General features: G+C 67.6%; 19 protein-coding genes. 10 read left to right on the forward strand and 9 right to left on the reverse strand.

Annotated features, from left to right (window positions below; genetic code table 11):
• Positions 1 to 66: 66 nt before the first annotated feature.
• Positions 67 to 222 carry a hypothetical protein gene (locus GQ56_RS46145; RefSeq protein ID WP_162836116.1) on the forward strand — a complete coding sequence of 52 codons (156 nt, stop codon included), beginning with the start codon at positions 67 to 69 and terminating at the stop codon, positions 220 to 222.
• A 209-nt stretch (positions 223 to 431) separates the two neighbouring features.
• A complete protein-coding gene (gene trpS / locus GQ56_RS0134490) occupies positions 432 to 1,445 on the forward strand; it encodes a tryptophan--tRNA ligase (protein ID WP_031402980.1) in 1,014 nt (337 codons plus the stop codon).
• A gap of 67 nt (positions 1,446 to 1,512) precedes the next feature.
• On the opposite strand, the gene GQ56_RS0134495 is transcribed toward trpS, so the two are convergent.
• The 5 genes from GQ56_RS0134495 to GQ56_RS0134515 all read right to left on the reverse strand — a co-directional run bounded on the left by GQ56_RS0134495 (position 1,513) and on the right by GQ56_RS0134515 (position 6,167).
• Positions 1,513 to 1,899 carry a VOC family protein gene (locus GQ56_RS0134495; protein ID WP_031402981.1) on the reverse strand — a complete coding sequence of 129 codons (387 nt, stop codon included), beginning with the start codon at positions 1,897 to 1,899 and terminating at the stop codon, positions 1,513 to 1,515.
• An 87-nt stretch (positions 1,900 to 1,986) separates the two neighbouring features.
• Positions 1,987 to 2,592: an SMI1/KNR4 family protein gene (locus GQ56_RS0134500; protein WP_031402982.1), complete on the reverse strand. Its 606-nt coding sequence runs from the start codon at positions 2,590 to 2,592 to the stop codon at positions 1,987 to 1,989.
• A 79-nt stretch (positions 2,593 to 2,671) separates the two neighbouring features.
• Positions 2,672 to 3,592: a bestrophin family protein gene (locus tag GQ56_RS0134505; protein WP_031402983.1), complete on the reverse strand. Its 921-nt coding sequence runs from the start codon at positions 3,590 to 3,592 to the stop codon at positions 2,672 to 2,674.
• Positions 3,593 to 3,755: 163 nt separating this feature from the next.
• Positions 3,756 to 4,763 (reverse strand): cytochrome d ubiquinol oxidase subunit II, encoded by a 1,008-nt coding sequence (gene cydB, locus GQ56_RS0134510; RefSeq protein ID WP_031402984.1) that lies wholly within the window; start codon positions 4,761 to 4,763, stop codon positions 3,756 to 3,758.
• Between the two features lie 3 nt (positions 4,764 to 4,766).
• Complete coding sequence (locus GQ56_RS0134515; RefSeq protein WP_031402985.1) at positions 4,767 to 6,167, reverse strand: cytochrome ubiquinol oxidase subunit I; 1,401 nt, start codon at positions 6,165 to 6,167, stop codon at positions 4,767 to 4,769.
• A 424-nt stretch (positions 6,168 to 6,591) separates the two neighbouring features.
• Here GQ56_RS0134515 and fdhD point away from each other — a divergent pair, with 424 nt between their 5' ends.
• The 5 genes from fdhD to moaD all read left to right on the forward strand — a co-directional run bounded on the left by fdhD (position 6,592) and on the right by moaD (position 10,878).
• Positions 6,592 to 7,458, forward strand: coding sequence for a formate dehydrogenase accessory sulfurtransferase FdhD (fdhD, locus tag GQ56_RS0134520; protein WP_031402986.1), 867 nt, complete (start codon positions 6,592 to 6,594; stop codon positions 7,456 to 7,458).
• Positions 7,455 to 8,669, forward strand: coding sequence for a molybdopterin molybdotransferase MoeA (locus GQ56_RS0134525; protein WP_031402987.1), 1,215 nt, complete (start codon positions 7,455 to 7,457; stop codon positions 8,667 to 8,669). The genes fdhD and GQ56_RS0134525 overlap by 4 nt, the downstream gene beginning before the upstream one ends.
• Positions 8,670 to 8,820: 151 nt before the next feature.
• Positions 8,821 to 9,948 (forward strand): GTP 3',8-cyclase MoaA, encoded by a 1,128-nt coding sequence (moaA, locus tag GQ56_RS0134530; RefSeq protein ID WP_031402988.1) that lies wholly within the window; start codon positions 8,821 to 8,823, stop codon positions 9,946 to 9,948.
• Between the two features lie 47 nt (positions 9,949 to 9,995).
• The gene (locus tag GQ56_RS0134535) at positions 9,996 to 10,568 is read left to right on the forward strand and encodes a molybdenum cofactor biosynthesis protein MoaE (RefSeq protein ID WP_031402989.1); all 573 of its coding nucleotides are present in this window, start codon (positions 9,996 to 9,998) and stop codon (positions 10,566 to 10,568) included.
• Between the two features lie 52 nt (positions 10,569 to 10,620).
• Positions 10,621 to 10,878 (forward strand): molybdopterin converting factor subunit 1, encoded by a 258-nt coding sequence (gene moaD / locus GQ56_RS0134540; protein WP_031402990.1) that lies wholly within the window; start codon positions 10,621 to 10,623, stop codon positions 10,876 to 10,878.
• A 70-nt stretch (positions 10,879 to 10,948) separates the two neighbouring features.
• On the opposite strand, the gene GQ56_RS0134545 is transcribed toward moaD, so the two are convergent.
• Positions 10,949 to 11,965 (reverse strand): AraC family transcriptional regulator, encoded by a 1,017-nt coding sequence (locus GQ56_RS0134545; RefSeq protein WP_031402991.1) that lies wholly within the window; start codon positions 11,963 to 11,965, stop codon positions 10,949 to 10,951.
• Positions 11,966 to 12,097: 132 nt separating this feature from the next.
• Between GQ56_RS0134545 and GQ56_RS0134550 the strand changes: the two genes are divergently transcribed.
• Both GQ56_RS0134550 and GQ56_RS0134555 read left to right on the forward strand, forming a co-directional pair.
• Positions 12,098 to 13,129 carry a 2Fe-2S iron-sulfur cluster-binding protein gene (locus tag GQ56_RS0134550; protein WP_031402992.1) on the forward strand — a complete coding sequence of 344 codons (1,032 nt, stop codon included), beginning with the start codon at positions 12,098 to 12,100 and terminating at the stop codon, positions 13,127 to 13,129.
• 34 nt (positions 13,130 to 13,163) lie between these two features.
• Entirely contained in the window at positions 13,164 to 14,321 is a 1,158-nt protein-coding gene (locus GQ56_RS0134555) for an alkane 1-monooxygenase (protein ID WP_031402993.1), read from the forward strand.
• A 265-nt stretch (positions 14,322 to 14,586) separates the two neighbouring features.
• On the opposite strand, the gene GQ56_RS46965 is transcribed toward GQ56_RS0134555, so the two are convergent.
• A complete protein-coding gene (locus GQ56_RS46965) occupies positions 14,587 to 14,862 on the reverse strand; it encodes a carboxymuconolactone decarboxylase family protein (RefSeq protein WP_081895014.1) in 276 nt (91 codons plus the stop codon).
• A 149-nt stretch (positions 14,863 to 15,011) separates the two neighbouring features.
• On the opposite strand from GQ56_RS46965, the gene GQ56_RS0134565 reads away from it, so the two are divergent.
• Positions 15,012 to 16,031, forward strand: coding sequence for an acyltransferase family protein (locus GQ56_RS0134565; RefSeq protein WP_031402994.1), 1,020 nt, complete (start codon positions 15,012 to 15,014; stop codon positions 16,029 to 16,031).
• A gap of 245 nt (positions 16,032 to 16,276) precedes the next feature.
• On the opposite strand, the gene GQ56_RS0134570 is transcribed toward GQ56_RS0134565, so the two are convergent.
• Both GQ56_RS0134570 and murQ read right to left on the reverse strand, forming a co-directional pair.
• Positions 16,277 to 17,083, reverse strand: a complete 807-nt coding sequence (locus GQ56_RS0134570) for a GntR family transcriptional regulator (protein WP_081895015.1) — start codon at positions 17,081 to 17,083, stop codon at positions 16,277 to 16,279.
• A gap of 54 nt (positions 17,084 to 17,137) precedes the next feature.
• Positions 17,138 to 18,034: an N-acetylmuramic acid 6-phosphate etherase gene (gene murQ / locus GQ56_RS0134575; protein ID WP_031402996.1), complete on the reverse strand. Its 897-nt coding sequence runs from the start codon at positions 18,032 to 18,034 to the stop codon at positions 17,138 to 17,140.
• Between the last annotated feature and the right edge of the window lie 224 nt (positions 18,035 to 18,258).

The raw sequence follows: 18,258 nt of genomic DNA on the forward strand, positions 1-18,258 counted from the left end.
CCCCGGCGCCGCCCCACCCGACCCGTTGCAGCAACCGTTGGAGTGGCGCCTCGCGCGCCAGCAAGCATGAAGAAACTGAAGCCGCCCCTGCGCCCCCCGCGCGACAAGGACCGCACGCCGCTGGTACGCGCCGGCGCGTTGCTGCTGATGGCCGGCCTGCTGTACCTGCTGTGGCCGTCCGCCGAAACCGCCTGCCTCGCGATGGAGTCGGTCTTGCGCTGACGCGGCGCGTCCGGCCCCGCACTGCGCTATACTTGCGCGATGGAAACCCGACCCGCCTCGCCGAACGTGCATTGCTGGTGGCGCGCCTGACCCAGGCGGCCCGTTTCCTTTTGCATGTCCCGAACGTGATGCCGCCAGCGATGGCGGCATTCGTGTTTCTGGGCCGACATCATGGCTGGCGGTCTCGATAACCCGTAACAACGACCACCATGACCCAACCGTCCCGACCGATCATCCTTACCGGCGACCGCACGACCGGCCCGCTGCACCTCGGCCACTACATCGGCTCGCTGCGCGCGCGCGTGCAGATGCAGCACGAAGCGACGCAGTTCCTGCTGCTCGCCGACACGCAGGCTTTGACCGACAACATGGGCCGCCGCCAGCGCGTCACCGACAACGTGATCGAGGTCGCGCTCGACTATCTCGCCGTCGGCATCGATCCGGCCATCTCGACGATCGTCGTGCAGTCGCAAGTGCCCGAGCTTGCCGAGCTGTCGCAATACCTGCTCAACCTCGTGACGGTCGCGCGCCTCGAACGCAATCCGACCATCAAGGAAGAGATCCGCCTGCGCGGTTTCGAGCGCGACATCCCGGCCGGCTTCCTGACCTACCCGGTGAGCCAGGCGGCCGACATCACCGCGTTCAAGGCGACCCACGTGCCGGTCGGCGACGACCAGTTGCCGATGATCGAGCAGACCAACGAACTCGTGCGCCGCTTCAACGCGACCGTCGAGCAGCCGGTTCTGGTCGAATGCGAGGCCGTGCTGTCGTCGGTCACGCGGCTGCCGGGCATCGACGGCAAGGCGAAGATGAGCAAGTCGCTCGGCAACGCGATCACGCTCGGCTCGACGCCGGACGAGATCGCGCAGGCCGTGAAGGACATGTACACCGACCCGAACCATCTGCGCGTGAGCGATCCCGGCCAGGTCGAAGGCAACGTCGTGTTCACGTTCCTCGATGCGTTCGAGCCCGACGTCGCGAAGGTCGACGAGCTGAAGGCCCACTATCGCCGCGGCGGGCTCGGCGACAGCGTCGTCAAGCGCGTGCTGAACGAGCGGCTGCAGGCGCTGATCGAGCCGATCCGCACGCGCCGCCGCGAGTTCGAGACCGACAAGGCCGAGGTGATGGCGATCCTGAAGCGCGGCACGATGCACGCGCGGGATGTGGCGGGTGCGACGCTCGCGGAGGTGAAGGGCGCGATGGGGCTGAACTACTTCGATTGAGCGGCGCCGCAACGCGAACGCATGAACGGGCCGCGGCCGGGCGGCCCGCACCGCGCGTCGCTTCACGTCACTTCATCTGCATCAGCTGAATCAGGTTCCCGCACGTGTCGTCGACGATCGCGACGCGTACGGGCCCCGCGTCCATCGGCTCCAGCATGAAGCGGACCCCGAGCGCCTTGAGCCGCGCGGACTCCGCGACGAGATCGTCGACCTGGAACGACGCCGCCGGAATGCCGTCCTCGTACAGCGCCTGCCGGTACGGCCCGACCGCGCGATGGGTGCCCGGCTCGAGCAGCAGCTCGGTGCCGTCGGGCTGGTCTTTCGACACCACGGTCAGCCAGCGGTACTCGCCCACCGGCACGTTGTTCTTCAGCCTGAACCCGAGCGTGTCGGTATAGAACGCCAACGCCTTGTCCTGGTCGTCGACGAAGAGGCTCGTCACGTAGATGCGCATCGCTCACACTCCTGAACCGGCAGCCGGTGAACGACCTCCACCCGGCCACGCCGAACGGTCCGCGCCGGCAAACCGCCCCACCTCTCGCTACACTGCATCTTCATCTTCGTCTTCGTCGATGACAAACGCGTAACCGCCGTCGATCTGCTGGCGCAGGTAGCCGTCGAAATCGTCCGCGATCACCGCGTAGCTGTCGGGATCGTGCAGGAAGCGCACGACCTGCCCGACCTTGCCGCCCGGCGCCGGATCGAAATCGACGTAGAGCTGCGACGTGCCGCCGTTGTTCATGCAATGCGAGAAGCACAGGCGGCGGCTCATGGGCAGCGCGACGTCGATGCGCGGATCGACGAGGTTGCCGTCGTCGTTCGCGTCTTCGCCGTAGATGTCCGCGATGCTGTCGCGGTACTTCGCGCCTTCTTCGAGTACCTGCCCGGCGGACAGCAGGTAGTAAGGGTATTCGTAGACGTCGGAGCCCAGCACCAGCACGGTGACGGTCGTGTCGCCGTAGTCGCGCCAGTAGGTGCCGTCGAGCTTGCCGAGCAGTTCCAGCAGGCTGGCCGGGCACGCCGGATACGTCGCGCGCAGTGCGTCGAGCTGCGCGGGCGTCGCGCCGGTGGCGACGGCGAGCGCGGCGTTGTCGGCGTCGGGCAATGCCACGCGCAGGCCGGCAAGATAGGTATCGACGAGGGTCATGGCGAACGATCCGGGAAACCGGCAGAAACGGGCACGTGCCATTCTAGCGCCCGCCGCAATCCACCCGTTTCCCGCCCGCCTACGTGATCTGGTACGTCGACGCCGCCACGAATTCCTCGGGTATCGGGCGGTCGCCGAGTTCGAGCACCGAGCGCTCGACCGTCCGCGTGATCGCATCGAGCGCCAGTGCGTTCGGCGCGAGGCCGAACGGCTCGGCCACCTCGTTCGCGATCGCTTCCAGCGCGATCAGCGTGTACGCGATGAACACGCAGATCAGCGGCGTGAAGAACTCCGTCGAATCGACCAGGCCGAACGGCAGCAGCACGCAATACGCGTACACGGTACGGTGCAGCAGCACGCTGTACGAGAACGGGATCGGCGTCGACAGGATGCGCTCGCAGCCGCCCACCGCCTTGCCGAGCTCGTCCAGCTGCGCGTCGAACATCCAGCAGGTCGCCTCGCTGCCGGGCGCGCGACCCAGCGCACGGACGATGCCGCCGCGCAGCTCGTCGAGGATCGCGACGGGCTTGAAGCATTTGCGCGCGAGTGCGGCCGCGCGCTCCGCCCCCAGGATGCGCTGCAGATCCTCGGCCGGATCGGTATGGCGCAGCTGGTGCTTCAGCGCATACGTGAACGCGATCAGGAGATCGGCGAGCCGGTTGCGCTCCGCGTCGCCGACGCTGTCGGGCAGATAGCGGTTCAGTTGCGACGTCAAGGTGCGCGCGGCGATCAGCAGGTTGCCCCACAGGTGCCGCGCCTCCTTGAAGCGCTCGAAGCTCGCGTTGTTGCGAAACGCGAGGAAGATCGCGAGCGCCAGCCCGAACAGCGTGAACGGCGCGGTGTTGAGCGGAATCTTCTCGCCGAAGATGCGTCCGTTCGTGAAGACCGCCAGCGTGCTGACGATCGCCATGAACACGAGCTGCGGAATGATCGATTGCAGCACGGAGCCGTTCCACACGAACAGCATCCTGAGCCAGTTTTGTCGCGGTCTGACGATCATGATGTTTTCTCGACTGCCAAGGAAATGCGCCGGACGGCGCGCCGGCGCCCGATGCGCAACGGCCCGCACGTGGCGGGCCGCTGTCGGACGGGTGCCGTGCCGCAAGCGCGCTGCGCGTGATGATACGCCCGCGCACGCCGCGCCCCGTCACATCGCCTGTCGCTCAGTGATAGCCGATGTCGCCCTCGCGCACCTTGCCGCGGAACACGCGGTACTGCATCGCGTTGTACACGAGGATGATCGGCAGCACGATCACCGTGCCGACGAGCGCGAACAGCTGGCTCGAATGGCTCGACGATGCGTCCCAGATCGTCAGCGACGGCGGCACGATGTTCGGCCAGATGCTGATCACGAGCCCCGTATAGCCGAGGAACACCAGCGCGAGCGTCAGCAGGAACGGCGTGGCCTCGTGCTCGCGCTTCACGGTGTGGAAGATGCCCCACACGCACGCGACGACGAGCACCGGCACCGGCAGGAACCAGCCGAGGTCGCCGCTGCCGAACCAGCGGTGCGCGACGGCCGGCAGCCCGATCACGGTCCACAGGCTCACCACGCCCATCACCGCGAGCAGCACGCCCGCGAGCGGTTTCATCAGCAGCCGCATCTTGCGCTGCAGCTCGCCGTCCACCTTCAGGATCAGCCAGCCGCAGCCGAGCGTCGCGTAGGTGACGAGCACGCCGATCCCGCACAGCAGGCTGAACGGCGACAGCCAGTCGAACGGGCCGCCCGCGAACTGGTTGTTCACGACCTTGATGCCCTGCAGCAGCGAACCGAGCACGATCCCCTGGCAGAACGCCGCGAGCGCGGAACCGCCGATGAACGCGAGATCCCACATGTGCTGCGTGCGGGTGGCCTTCGCGCGCAGTTCGAACGCGGCACCGCGGAAGATCAGGCCGACCAGCATCAGCACGAGCGGCAGGTAGTTCGCGGGCAGCAGCGTCGAATACACCACCGGGAACGCGCCGTACAGGCCCGCGCCGCCGAGCACCAGGAAGGTCTCGTTGCCGTCCCACACCGGCGCGACGGTGTCGAGCATCACCTGGCGCTCGGCTTTCGCGTCGAAGAACGGAAACAGCAGCCCGATGCCGAGATCGAAGCCGTCCAGCATCACGTAGATGAATACGCCGAGGCCGATGATCGCGGCCCATACGACAGGAAGATCGATTTGCATGACTTACTCCGCCTCGGTCACGTTCAGCGGCGTGGACAGCGCGCTCTTGCGCAGCCCCGGATGCCGGTGCAGCTCGATGTATCCGGCCTGGGCGGCCGGCCCGCGCTTCATCAGTTTCAACATGTAATAGATACCCGTTCCGAACACCAGGAAGTACACGACCACGAAGATCAGCAGCGACACGCCCACCTGCTGCGCGCTGAGCGGCGCGACCGAATCGACGGTGCGCAGCACGCCGTACACGGTCCACGGCTGCCGCCCGACCTCGGTCGTGATCCAGCCGGCCAGCAGCGCGACGATGCCCGACGGCCCCATGCCGACCACGAGCCACTGGAACCAGCGCGTTTCATACAGGCGCCCGCCCTTTCTCAGCAGCAGCCCGAGCAACGCGGTGAGCAGCATCAGCATCCCGAGGCCGGCCATGATCCGGAAGGTCCAGAAGATGATCGGCGAATACGGGCGGTCCTGCGGCGCGAATTCCTTCAGGCCGCGAATCTCGCCGTCCCAGCTGTGCGTGAGGATCAGGCTGCCGAGGTGCGGCAACTGGATCGCATAGCGCGTGGTCTCGGCCTGCATGTCGGGCAGACCGACGAGGTTCAGCGCGGTGCCGCCCTTCTCGGTTTCCCACAGCCCCTCGATCGCCGCGATCTTCGCCGGCTGGTACTGGCGCGTGTTCAGGCCGTGCGCATCGCCGGCGAGGATCTGGATCGGCGCGAGCACCAGCAGCATCCACAGCGCCATCGAGAAGCTGCGCTTGACCGGCTCGTCGCGCCGCCCCTTCAGCAGGTGCCACGCACCGCAAGCGGCGACGATGAATCCGGCGACGATGAAGGCCGCGATCGTCATGTGCACGAGGCGGTACGGGAACGACGGGTTGAAGACGATCTTGAACCAGTCGACCGGCACGACGAGGCCGTTCTCGATCTTGTAGCCCTGCGGCGTCTGCATGAAGCTGTTCGACGCGAGAATCCAGAAGGTCGAGATCAGCGTGCCGACCGCGACCATCAGCGTCGCGAAGAAGTGCGCGCGCGGGCTCACGCGCTGCCAGCCGAACAGCATCACGCCGAGGAAGCCGGCTTCGAGGAAGAACGCCGTCAGCACCTCATAGGTGAGCAGCGGGCCCGTGACGTTGCCCGCGATGCGCGAGAAGCCGGCCCAGTTGGTGCCGAACTCGTACGCCATCACGACGCCGGAGACCACGCCCATTCCGAAGCCGATCGCGAAGATCTTCGACCAGAACTGGAACATGGATTTGTAAGCGGCATCGCCGGTGACGAGATAGCGCCATTCCAGCACCGCCAGGAAGCTCGCCATACCGATGCTGATCGCGGGAAACACGATGTGGAACGACACCGTGAACGCGAATTGCAATCGTGCGAGATGGAACGCATCGAAGATTTCCATGACCGTAATTTGCTCGTGGTTGTGAGGACGTCCGCCCGAAGCAGGAAATCGTGCGACGGCTTGGCGACAACACATGCGAACACAAACGGTCACTCGCATGGCGTCGAAGCGTGAATGACGATATCGCGTTTGCAACGATACTCGCAATCATGCCGGCGCGCGTCGAAACTGTGCTGCCTCCGGGGCCGGAGATGTGTGTACGGAAAACACATTTCGTGCCCGCTCGACGGTCAGCTGTACTGCTTTCCACACTGCAAGGCTGTGTATCCGGCCCGCTGTTCACTCCACTTAACATGTTATGCAACGCCTGCCCGTGGCGGTAGCGCGCCGTTCCGGCGCCCGCCCGGCAGCCTCGATGCCCGTCGTTCGGCGCACGCGCCGAGCCCGGCCGCACCGCCGGCCGATCCGTCTGGAGAAAACAAGCATGGAGCCCTGCACCCGTCGCGACGAGCCGACCGGCAGCACCGCGTGCCGCGTGATACGTCACCGTGCCGGCGACGCGCGCGACACCGTCGACCGCGTCGTCGACGAGACGCCGGTTGCACTCGTGTTCAACGGCATTTCGCACACGGTCATGATGGCGACGCCGATCGACCTCGACGCGTTCGGCCTCGGCTTCGCGCTGAGCGAGGGCATCGTCGAGCGCGCGTCCGACGTATTCGACATCGAAAGCGAATGCCGGCCCGGCAGCGCCGAGGTGCGGCTCACCGTGGCGCAGCAGGCGTTCATGGCGCTGAAGGCGCACCGGCGCGCGCTGGCCGGCCGCACGGGCTGCGGCGTGTGCGGAATCGAAAGCATCGCGCAGCTCGACCTGCATCCGCCGCGCATCGCCGCCGCGGGCGCCGCGGCCGGCATCGGCGCCGACGCGGTCGCCCGCGCCGCCCGCGCATTGCCGGCCCGCCAGACGCTGATGCGCGAGACGGGCGGCATCCACGCGGCCGCGTGGTGCGACCGCGACGGCGCCGTGCTCGACGTGTTCGAGGACGTCGGCCGCCATAACGCGCTCGACAAGCTGATCGGGCATCTGGCGCGGCGCCGCGCCGACCTGCGCGCCGGCTTCGTGTTCCTGTCGAGCCGCGCGAGCTACGAGCTGGTGCGCAAGGCCGCGCGGGTCGGCATCCCGATGATCGCGACGATCTCCGCACCCACGTCGCTCGCGATCGATGTCGCCCGCGAAGCCGGCGTGCGTCTGCTCGGCTTCTGCCGCAACGACGGCTTCGTCGAATACGTGTCGCCCGACGCCCTTCACCCCGACCAACCGGCGCCGGCGCAACCGGCCCTCTCGTCATGAAACACCTGTCCGATTTCGATACGGCGCAGCGGCAGTTCGCCGGCGCATTCGCGCCGCTTTCCGCCTGCGCCGCCCTGCCGGTCGCCGACGCGGCCGGCCACGTGCTGGCCGCACCGCTGACCGCCGTGCTCGACCAGCCGCCGGCCGACCAGAGCGCGATGGACGGCTATGCGGTGCGTCACGCGGATCTCGCGCACGGCGAGCCGCTGCGCGTCGCGCAGCGCTGCTACGCGGGCGACGTTCCGGCGCCGCTGGCCGCCCGCACGGCCGCGCGCATCTTCACCGGCAGCCTGATTCCGCCCGGCGCGGACACCGTCGTGATGCAGGAGCACGCCCGCGAACAGGAAGGATGGGTCACGTTCGACGCGCCGCAGCGCGGCGGCTCGCACATCCGGCGCCGCGGCGAGGAAGTGCGCGCCGGCGACCTGCTCGTGCCGGCCGGCGTGCGGCTCGGCGCGATGCACGTCGGCGTGGCCGCCGCCCAGGGTTTCGCGCACGTCGACGTGCGCCCGGCGCTGCGCGTCGGCCTCCTGACGACCGGCGACGAACTCGTCGCGTGCGGCGAGCCGCGTGCGCCGCAGCAGATCTACAACAGCAATGCGCCGATGCTTGCCGCGCTGGTAGCCGGAACCGGTGCCGGCGTCGCCATGCGGCTGCATGCGGCCGACACGGCGCCGGCCGTCGATCGCGCGCTGCGCGAGCTGCACGCGCAGTGCGATCTCGTAATCTGCGTCGGCGGCGCATCGGTCGGCGACAAGGACCTGCTGCGCCCCGCGCTGGCCGCGCTCGGCGCATCGTTCGTCGTGACCGGCGTGCGGATGAAACCCGGCAAGCCGGTCGCGCTCGCACGACTCGACACGCGGCCCGTGGTGCTGCTGCCCGGCAATCCGGGCGCCGCGATGACCGCGTTCGCGCTGTTCGTCGCGCCGCTGATCCGCCGCCTGCAGGGTCGCGACGCGTGCCTGCCGGCCGTGCCGTCGCTGCCGATCGACACCGGCTTCGAGCCGGATGCGCAGCGCGAGCGCTTCGTACGCGTGCGCTGCGCCGTCGGCGCCGACGGCGCGCCCGTGCTCGACACGCTGCGCCAGCAAGGCGCCGGCACGCTGCAGTCGCTCGTCCAGGCGAGCGGGCTCGCGCGGCTGCCGGCCGGGCGCGCGATCGCGCGCGGCGACGCGGTTCCGTACTACGAATTCGCGCACTGGCTCGCATGATCGTGACGAACTGTATTCCTGCGATTCGGGCGCGATTGTGCCTCTGCCGGAAAAACCCGGCGGACTATCCTCACGATGACGCTCGTCACGACCCGCGCACCGACCCGTCGGCAACCGCGCGGCCGGCCGGCGACGCCGCCACGCTTACTCCATGCAGGCCGACGAACCGATCGTGAATGCCATCGCTTCCGCCGCGCCGGCCACCGCCGCCGCGCCATCCGGCGGCGCATCGCCCGGCGCCCTTCCCCGCCCGTCCGACACGCTCGGCCGCCCGCTGCGCGACCTGCGCCTGTCCGTCATCGATCAATGCAATTTCCGCTGCGGCTACTGCATGCCGCGCGAAGACTTCGGCGCCGACTATGCGTTCATGCCGTCGTCCGAGCGGCTGTCGTTCGCGCAGCTGGAAAAGATCGCGCGCGCATTCACGTCGCTCGGCGTCGAGAAAATCCGCATCACCGGCGGCGAGCCGCTGCTGCGCCGCAACCTCGAGGCGCTGATCGAGCGGCTCGCCGCGCTGACGACCGTCGACGGCAAGCCCGTCGAGATCGCGCTGACCACCAACGGCTCGCTGCTCGCCGCGAAGGCGCGCGCGCTGCGCGATGCGGGGCTGTCGCGCGTGACCGTGAGCCTCGACGCGCTCGACGATGCGGCGTTCCGCCGGATGAGCGACGCCGACGTGCCCGTGTCGCGCGTGCTGGCCGGCATCGAGGCCGCGCAGGCCGTCGGGCTCGCGCCGGTGAAGGTCAACGCGGTGATCGAGCGAGGCGCGAACGAGGACCAGATCCTGCCGCTCGTGCGCCACTTCCGGCATACGGGCGTGGCCGTGCGCTTCATCGAATACATGGACGTCGGCGGCGCGAGCTTCTGGTCCGGCGACAAGGTGGTGCCGGCCGCGCGGATGCGCGAACTGATCGACGCGCACTATCCGCTCGTGCTCGTCGGCGAACCGGGGCACGACGCCACCGCGATCCGTTGCGCGCACATCGACGGCGCGGGCGAAGTCGGCTTCATCGCGAGCGTGTCGCACCCGTTCTGCGGCACCTGCTCGCGCGCACGCGTGTCGGCCGACGGGCAGCTCTATACGTGCCTGTTCGCGACGCAGGGCACCGACCTGCGGCCGTGGCTCGACGAGGCCGCCTCGACCGACGCGCTCGCGGCCGCCGTGCGCGAGCGCTGGACGCGACGCGACGACCGCTATTCCGAGCGCCGGGCCGCACGGCCGGCCCGCGCGCCGGGCAAGACCTATCCGACCGTGCGCATGTCGCTCGTCGGCGGCTGACCGGCCGCCGCGCGACACGGGACGCACCGCCTACAGGAGAACCCGTCATGACGACCTTCACCGAATCCCGCGCCGGGCTGCCGGACGAACCGCCGCACGCCGGCAGCCACCCGCCTCCCGCCGATGCGGCCGAGCCGCACGCCGGGCCGCCGCCCGCGATTGCCGCCGGCTTCGAGGTGCGCGTGCAATACGCCGCGATCGACGCGGGGGCGGAGCTGGCGCCGATCGTTCGCAATCCGAATGTCGGCGCGGTCGTGAACTTCCTCGGCGTCGTGCGCAAGGAAGGCGACGTCGACGACGTCGTCGCCCTGGAGGTCGAGCACTACCCGACGATGACCGAACAGGCGCTGTGGAGCATCGTCGAGGAAGCCAGCGCGCGCTGGCGGCTCGAAGCGGTCAGGATCGTGCACCGCGTCGGCCGCATTCCGCTCGGCCAGGCGGTGGTGCTGGTCGTGGTCGCCGCCGCGCATCGCGGGTCCGCGTTCGATGCGTGCGAATTCCTGATGGACTTCCTGAAGACCCATGCGCCGTTCTGGAAGAAGGAGATTCGCCACGACGGCGAATCCGGCTGGGTGGAGGCGAAGGCGCACGACGACCAGGCAATGCGGCGCTGGGGCTGACCGCGCCCGCTCCGCGGGTTCCGATTCCGCCGATTCCATTGAAGACATCGCAATGAAACTGACGATCAAATACTTCGCAAGCATTCGCGAACGGCTCGAACGCGACGAGGAAACCGTCGAGGTCGATGCGCGCGAGCTTACCGTCGACGCGCTGCGCGGCACGCTGGCCGCGCGCGACGCACGCAGCGCGGACGCGTTGCGGATGGACCGCCCCGTGCGGGCAGCCGTGAATCTCGAGATGGTGGCCGGGGATTTCGTCGTGCGCGAAGACAGCGAGGTCGCGTTCTTTCCGCCGGTGACGGGCGGCTGACGTCACGCCTGCCGCGCGACGCCCCGTCTCGCGCGCTCCGGCGAGCGGCGGCGGCACGGATCGCGACGCCTCACGAACCGCTGGCGGCCCGCCGGAATTCCGACGGCGACCGGCCTTCCCAGCGGATGAACGCCCGCCGGAAATTCCCGAGGCTGTCGTAGCCGAGCAGGAAGGCGATTTCCTGCAGACTGAGCTTGTTCGACCGCACGCTCTCGACCGCCAGCGTATGGCGCACGCTCTCGAGTATCTCGCGATACGACGTCCCGTCGTCGGCCAGGCGCCGATGCAGCGTGCGCGGCGTCATGTTCAGCAATTGCGCGGTCAGCTGTTGCGACGGGAACGCGCCCGCCTTCTCGAGCATCAGCCGCCGGACCCGGGAAGGCAGCGCATGCTGCCGGCTCAGGTTCGCGAGCTCGGTCTGGCAGATGCGCACCGCCTCCGTCAACGCGCAAGCGTTGCTGCTGCCGAGCGGCCGGTCGAGATCGCCGGCCCGGAAGTCCAGGCCCGCCCAGTTCAGGTCGTAACGGACGTCGCAGCCGAACAGTTCCCCCGCCAGGGTCGCATAGCCGGGCACGTCGAACGGAAACGCCACGAATGACGCGGGGCTCGCTCCCCGCGTGAGGTAGTCGAGCAGGTTCTTGATCGTCAACACGATCGCTTCCATCACCGGCTGCCGGATCGCGTCGAGCGGGTAACCGTCGACGAACGCGAGACGTGCGTGTTCGCCCGCGATCTCGAGCTTCGCGGAAACGAGGGTGGTCCGCACCTGCACGAAGCGCTCGATGAGTTCGAGGGCCTGTCGCAGCGTCACGCTGTTCGTGATCGCATAACCCAGTATCCCGTGACTGCCGACGCGCAGGCGTTCCCCGACGAGCAGCCCGAACGCCGGCTCGCCCGTCGCGGCGATGGCATCGCTCACCAGCCGCTTGAATGCATCGAAGGACAGGCCCTGGACGGTCAGTTCGCCGTTCGCGCCGGGGCGCTGCAATTGCACGAACCAGTCGGGCAGGCGTGCGCCCATCCGGACGACCTGGTCCGAGATTTGAAGCGCGTAGTGCGGTTGAAGGAAAAAGTCCGTCTCGGACATGTCGGACATCCTCGCTGGGTGACGGACCTCAATTGACCTTAAATGCGCCATCGATGTCAATTCGAGCACTCCCGCACCGGCGGCCGGTTCCCTACGATGAACGCACCTCAATCGTGCCGACCGGAAGGAAACATGCTCAGGTTCCTGACAAAGCCCAAGACTGTGACAGCCGTCGTCAACGGGCGCGCCATCGCCGTCCAGCCGGGGGAAACGCTGCTGCAGGCAGCGTTGCGCCACGGCCTCGACTTTCCGCACAGCTGCCGTGTCGGCGGATGTGCGACCTGCAAGTGCCGGCTGATCGACGGCCGCGTGAAGGAACTCACGCAAACCGGATACATCCTGTCGGACGAGGACCTCGATCAGGGCTTCATCCTGGCCTGCCAGAGCGTCCCGCGATCGGACGTCAGCATCGCCGTCGACATGAGCCGCAACGGCGAGCGGCGCACGGTCGGCGGCCGCGTGACCGGCCAGGACCGGCTGACGCACGACATCCTGCGCCTGCGCATCCAGCTCGACGAAGCGCTTCCGTACAAGGCCGGACAGCATGCGCGGCTGTCCATCGCATCCCTGCCCGGCGAGGCGCGCAGCTACTCGTTCGCGACGCGGGTGCGGCCGGACGCGCAGGCGGTGTTTTTCGTGCGCCGGGTGCCCGGCGGCCTGTTCTCCGGTCACGTGCACGCGCACGATCTCGTCGGCACGACCGCGACCGTCGAAGGCCCGCTCGGCGATTTCTGGATGCGCCCCGCCGCCGCTCCGCTGCTCCTGATCGCCGGCGGCAGCGGGCTCGCGCCCGTACTGGCGCTGCTGGAAGACGGCGCGGCGGCGCGCGTGGCGCGCCCGGTCACGCTGCTGTTCGGCGCGCGCACGCAGCGCGATCTGTACGCGCTCGACACGATTGCCGATCTCGCGCGCCGCTGGCACGACCGCTTCGACTTCCTGCCGATCCTGTCCGAGGAGCCGCCCGATTCGTCGTGGCGAGGCGCACGCGGCCTCGTCACCGACGGCATCGCCGGCGACCTGCCGGCCGATGCGCATGCCTACCTGTGCGGGCCGCCCCGGATGATCGACGCGGCCACCGACCTGCTGACGGCGCGCGGCCTTGCCCGCACGCACATTCACGCGGATCGGTTCGCCACGCAACACGATGTGCAGGCAGTCGCCTGAATTCCAATATCCATCCGAAGGAGGAGACGTTCCCATGCATCACTACCTGAAGTATTTTCTGTTCCACCTGGTCGGCCTCTCGTCGGTCGTCGCGTTCGTCGCGGGCGGCGCGTGGATCACGATCGACCTCGTCGCGATCCTCGCGTTCTACATCGTCGGCGACGCGATAGGCGGCGACGACACGTCGACGCCCGTCCTGCGCCATTCCGGCATCCTGACGTTTCAGCTCTGGATGGCGCTGCCGCTGCTGTCGCTGATCGTGTTCGCGTCGGTCTGGTCGATGGCCGGCGCCGATCCGCTCGGATTCGGCGCGCTGATCGAACGACTGACCGGATACGACGCGCTGGCCGCGCGCGCGGCGGCGAACCCGGCGCACCATGTGTCCGGCGTCGTGCTGACCGGCCTGATGATCGGCATGATCGGCACCATTCCCGCGCACGAGCTGACCCATCGCACGTGGGACCGGATGTCGATGTTCATCGGCCGCTGGCTGCTCGCGTTCAGCTTCGATACGGTCTTCTCGATCGAGCACGTGTACGGGCACCATCGCTACGTGTCCACCACCGAAGACCCCGCCACGGCGCCGCGCGGCCGCAACGTGTACGTCCACGTCCTCGTGTCGACGGTCAAGGGCAACGTCAGCGCGTGGAAGATCGAGGCGAAACGCCTGAAGCGGGCCGGGCACGGGCGGCTGACGCCGTTCAACGCGGTCATTCGCGGCCACCTGATGAGCGTGCTGCTGCTCGCGGGCGCGTGGAGCGCCGGCGGATACAGGACGGGCGTCTACTTCCTGCTCTGCGCGCTGTGGGGCAAGGCGCTGCTGGAAATCGTCAACTACATGGAGCACTACGGCATCGTTCGCGATCCGGGCACGCCGGTCCAGCCGCGTCACTCGTGGAATACCAATCGACGCATCAGTTCGTGGTCCATGTTCAACCTGACGCGCCATTCGCATCATCACGCGCAGGGCGAAGTGCCTTATCAGGATCTCAAACCGTTTTCCGACGCCCCGATGATGATCGGCGGCTACCTGACGACGATCGTCGTCGCGATGCTCCCGCCGCTCTGGCACCGGCTGATGACGCCGAAGGTGCTCGCCTGGGATCGCGTCCATGCGACCGACCCGGAGCGACGTCTCGCGGCCGCCGCCAATGCCCGCAGCGGCGTGGCCGGGTTCGCGACCGCGACGTGAGTCGCGCCGGGCATGGCCGGCCGCGCGCCCGCTTCCGGGCGAATGCGATCCGCCGGGCGGACCTGCGCACCCGGGGCGTCGGGCGATGTCGCATCAGGTTCGGACATCGTCCACGGCGGTGTCGCAAGGCGCGGACCGAGGACTGGACGGCGGCGGCAGCGATGCGGCCCGGCCATGCCCGAACGACCAGTCTTCGACGCCTGGCAAGCCGCGGATTTGCTATCGAGCAGTGCAATTCACGCGTAGGGCATCGGGAATCCCTCCGTCACTCGGGAAGCGCGGCCAGCGCATTGACCGCGGATGCCGCGGCGGGCCAGCCGGCGTAAAACGCGAGGTGGGTCGACAACTCGCGCAGTCCGCGTTTCATCACGCCGTCGGCAATGGCCTTTTGCCGGTGTCCGCTCAACTGGTGTAGCGACAGGATCGATCTGACACGACGAGACTCAGGATGAGTCTCGCTGAACCCCGCATCTTTCGTGCCATAATTCCGCCGGCCTCCCGCCAATTCGAATTGGATGGTGTCTCGGCGACCACAACGCATCGCATCAGCCCGATGCGGGGTCGCCGTGCAATGCCCGACAGACGGAAATGTCTGATTTGCACTGCAAATGACACTAGCGGCGGCATCAAATACGTGCTTCTTCGCAGACGGGTAAAGCCGTGCGTCTTAGATAAACCCATGGCATTGGAATGCAGTATAAAAATAACTTCGATTTCTTGCGGCTGCTCGCCGCTTTCATGGTGCTGTTCAGCCATCAGTTCGCACTGCTGGGCAGACCCCAGCCGGTCCTCGACTCGAATCTGGAGCTTGGCGCCCTGGGTGTTTCGATCTTTTTCTCAATCAGCGGCTATCTCGTCGTCCAGAGCTGGCAGCGAGATCCAAACCTGATCCGCTTTGCACTGAAGCGCTTCCTCCGGATTTGGCCGGGGTTATTCGTCGTCACTACCCTGGCCGCGTTCGTGGTCGGCCCGATCGTTTCCGAGCTGGAAGTCTCCGAGTACTTCCAGGATTCGCTGGTTGTTCGATATATGGACAATCTGCGCCTCCGGATGAACTACCAGTTGCCCGGCGTATTCGTAAGCAACCCATTCCCCAATGCGGTAAACGGATCGACGTGGACAATCCCGATCGAAGTCAGATGGTATGTCTACCTGGCTATCGCAGGCGCGCTGACGCTTGTCGGACGACGTCACATCGTCCTGCTCGCGGTCATCGCGTTTGTTATCTATCACTTCGGCATTTACGGTGCGGAAACCAACCCGAACCGGGTGCCCAACAGAGAATACGGGCTGTACTTCTGCTTCGGTGCGCTCATGGGGTTGTACCGGGACAAATGGAAATCGCAGCGGCTTGCGTGGGCCGCCCTCATTGCACTTGCCGGCATCTCGACGTACTTCATGGGGCAGCAGCTTCTGGGCACCCTCGTCACCCTTGCCCCGCTGACCGTCATGCTTGGGGATGCGTCCACGACATTTCTCAGGCGCTTCGGCCGATTCGGCGATCTTTCCTATGGCGTATATATCTACGCCTTCGTCGTGCAGCAAACGCTTGTCTGGTATTTCGGCGCCGAGTTGTCATTTGCCGCCCACTTCACGATGGCGACGGCGATCACACTGGGGTTCGCCTGGCTGTCATGGCACCTGGTTGAAAAACCCGTGCTGGCGTTCAAGAGTGCCGCTCCGTCGAGCCAGCGCATGGCCTGGTTCTGATGCCGGACGGGTCGGGCATCGACAGGCGCTCAACGCCTGTCGAATCTCGGGATGGTCATTGGCGCCGACAGTGACGTTGCGCTTGCCGGTGCGCATCGCGGATGCCGGGAATCCGTATTCCCCGAATGGAAACGGCGCGCCGCCCTCCGTCTACCGGTATGGCGGATCGCAGCAGAGGATCGTGTGCGGTCGGTCGTACCGCTTGCTTCATCACTGCCCGGAACGGCTCCGGCGCGGCGGAGCCATCACGCCTTACCCATCACCGCGAGGTAGTCGTAGCGGTCGCCACGATAAAACGACCGCGTCAGCTCGAGCGGCCGCCCCTCGACCGAGAACGAGCGGCGCTCGATATGCAGCACCGGATCGCCGCCACGGATGCCGAGCAACTCGGCATCGAGCCCGGACGCCAGCTCCGCGCGCAGCCGCTGCAGCGCCCTCACCGGGCAGATGCCGGCGGCATTCAACGCGCCGTACAGCGAATCGCCGAACTCCAGGTTGCCGCCGAGCAGGTCGGCGGCCAGCACGGCGCGCTCGACGGCCATCGGCACGGCATCCGCGGTCCTGACCCGCTCCAGGTGCATGACGACCGAATCCGGCGCGAGCCCCAGCGCGAGCGACTCCTCCGGGGTCGGGCGGCGCAGTTCGCGCTTGACCCAGTGCGACCCCGGGCGGAAACCGCGCCGGAGCATGTCGTCCGAGAAGCTGGTGATCTCGGTCAGCGGCTGCTCGACGCGCGCGGAAACGAAGGTCCCCGCGCCCTGCCGCGCCTCGACGAGCCCCTGGCGAATCAGTTCCTCGATCGCGCGCCGCACGGTGTCGCGCGACACCTGCAACTGCGCGGCCAGCTCCCGCTCCGGCGGGAAGCTCTCGCCGGTCTTCATCGTGCCGTCGACGATGATCGCGCGCAGCATCCGGGCCAGCCGCGAGGCGATCGGCATTCTCGCGCCGCCCGGCGACGGCGCATGCAGCTCGGCGACCTGCGACGCGCCGAACAGGCGCGCGTCGGGTTGCGGGTCGAGCGAAAGAAGGTCATCCAGGCGGCGTTCCGTCATCGATACACTAGAAAAGGTCAGGATTGAACAGGCGACGCGGTGCGACGCACGGCGTCAGGACGGCTTGCGCGACTGCAGCGCGCGATGAATCGATCCGCCATGCTCGACGGACAGCGCTTCGGCCTCGCCGCAGCTCAAGCCGGCCAGCAGCATCAGTATCGCGATCCGCGGGCGGTTGCCCGCTTCCGCCAGCGTCCGCGCCGCGACGTCCGGCGCGACGCCCGCCGCTTGCGCGACGATCGATTGCGCGCGGAGCTGCAGCTTGTGATTGTGCACCTGCAGGTCGACCATCAGATTGCCATAGGTCTTGCCGAGCGCGACCATCGACAGCGTCGACAGCATGTTACAGACCATCTTCTGGACGGTTCCGGCCTTCAGGCGCGTGGATCCCGCCAGGATCTCCGGGCCGCAGTCCACTTCGATCGCGACATCGGCAACGGCGCCGACCTCGCTCCCGCCGTTGCACGCCACCGATACCGTGCGGCAGCCGATGTGCCGCGCATAACGCAGCGCGCCGATCACGTAGGGCGTGCGGCCGCTCGCGCTCAGCCCGACGACCACGTCCTCGCACCGCAGCGCGATGTCCTGCAGGTCCGCCTGCCCCTTTTCCGCGGAATCCTCGACGCCCTCGGATACGCCGACGAAGCCGCCCGCGACGATGCCCACGACTTCCCGCGGCGACATGCCGAAGGTCGGCTGGCATTCCAGCGCATCGAGATAGCCGATCCGGCCGCTGTTGCCCGCGCCGATGTAGACGAGCCGGCCGCCCGTGCGCAGCGCCTGCGCGACCGCCCGCACCCCCGCCGCGATGGACGGCAGCGCGCGTGCCACACACGGCGCGATGAACGCATCCTCGCGATTCATCAACGCCACGCCTTCCTCGATGCCGAGCTGGTCGAGGTTGGCGCTGAAGACGTTGGGCTGCTCGGTGATCAGACGATCCAGCGGCATGACGACGCTCCACAGGTTGGGTGAGAGATGGAGTCGATCATAATTGGTATGGCATTGGTTGTAAATCGAGAATTCATCCGATGCGATGACGGGAGCGGCGTCGACTTTGGCGAATCCTCTTGCGAAACACCGATAATCCGTTGATAACACGTATATTTTCACCTGAACGCGGCCAGCACCATCATCCTGACCCCGTTATCTCCAACGCTGGAAAGCTATCCACC

This window comes from Burkholderia paludis (genome assembly GCF_000732615.1).
GTDB lineage: Bacteria > Pseudomonadota > Gammaproteobacteria > Burkholderiales > Burkholderiaceae > Burkholderia > Burkholderia paludis.

Coding starts and splice junctions, on each gene's coding strand:
- GQ56_RS0134500 (WP_031402982.1), bottom strand. CDS start 2,592: ATGACCCTCGTCGATACCTATCTTGCCGGCCTGCGCGTGGCATTGCCC.
- murQ (WP_031402996.1), bottom strand. CDS start 18,034: ATGCCGCTGGATCGTCTGATCACCGAGCAGCCCAACGTCTTCAGCGCC.
- GQ56_RS0134555 (WP_031402993.1), top strand. CDS start 13,164: ATGCATCACTACCTGAAGTATTTTCTGTTCCACCTGGTCGGCCTCTCG.
- GQ56_RS0134515 (WP_031402985.1), bottom strand. CDS start 6,167: ATGGAAATCTTCGATGCGTTCCATCTCGCACGATTGCAATTCGCGTTC.
- GQ56_RS0134545 (WP_031402991.1), bottom strand. CDS start 11,965: ATGTCCGAGACGGACTTTTTCCTTCAACCGCACTACGCGCTTCAAATC.
- GQ56_RS0134550 (WP_031402992.1), top strand. CDS start 12,098: ATGCTCAGGTTCCTGACAAAGCCCAAGACTGTGACAGCCGTCGTCAAC.
- moaA (WP_031402988.1), top strand. CDS start 8,821: ATGCAGGCCGACGAACCGATCGTGAATGCCATCGCTTCCGCCGCGCCG.
- fdhD (WP_031402986.1), top strand. CDS start 6,592: ATGGAGCCCTGCACCCGTCGCGACGAGCCGACCGGCAGCACCGCGTGC.
- cydB (WP_031402984.1), bottom strand. CDS start 4,763: ATGCAAATCGATCTTCCTGTCGTATGGGCCGCGATCATCGGCCTCGGC.
- GQ56_RS0134505 (WP_031402983.1), bottom strand. CDS start 3,592: ATGATCGTCAGACCGCGACAAAACTGGCTCAGGATGCTGTTCGTGTGG.
- GQ56_RS46145 (WP_162836116.1), top strand. CDS start 67: ATGAAGAAACTGAAGCCGCCCCTGCGCCCCCCGCGCGACAAGGACCGC.
- GQ56_RS46965 (WP_081895014.1), bottom strand. CDS start 14,862: ATGCGTTGTGGTCGCCGAGACACCATCCAATTCGAATTGGCGGGAGGC.
- GQ56_RS0134535 (WP_031402989.1), top strand. CDS start 9,996: ATGACGACCTTCACCGAATCCCGCGCCGGGCTGCCGGACGAACCGCCG.
- trpS (WP_031402980.1), top strand. CDS start 432: ATGACCCAACCGTCCCGACCGATCATCCTTACCGGCGACCGCACGACC.
- GQ56_RS0134565 (WP_031402994.1), top strand. CDS start 15,012: ATGCAGTATAAAAATAACTTCGATTTCTTGCGGCTGCTCGCCGCTTTC.
- moaD (WP_031402990.1), top strand. CDS start 10,621: ATGAAACTGACGATCAAATACTTCGCAAGCATTCGCGAACGGCTCGAA.
- GQ56_RS0134495 (WP_031402981.1), bottom strand. CDS start 1,899: ATGCGCATCTACGTGACGAGCCTCTTCGTCGACGACCAGGACAAGGCG.
- GQ56_RS0134525 (WP_031402987.1), top strand. CDS start 7,455: ATGAAACACCTGTCCGATTTCGATACGGCGCAGCGGCAGTTCGCCGGC.
- GQ56_RS0134570 (WP_081895015.1), bottom strand. CDS start 17,083: ATGACGGAACGCCGCCTGGATGACCTTCTTTCGCTCGACCCGCAACCC.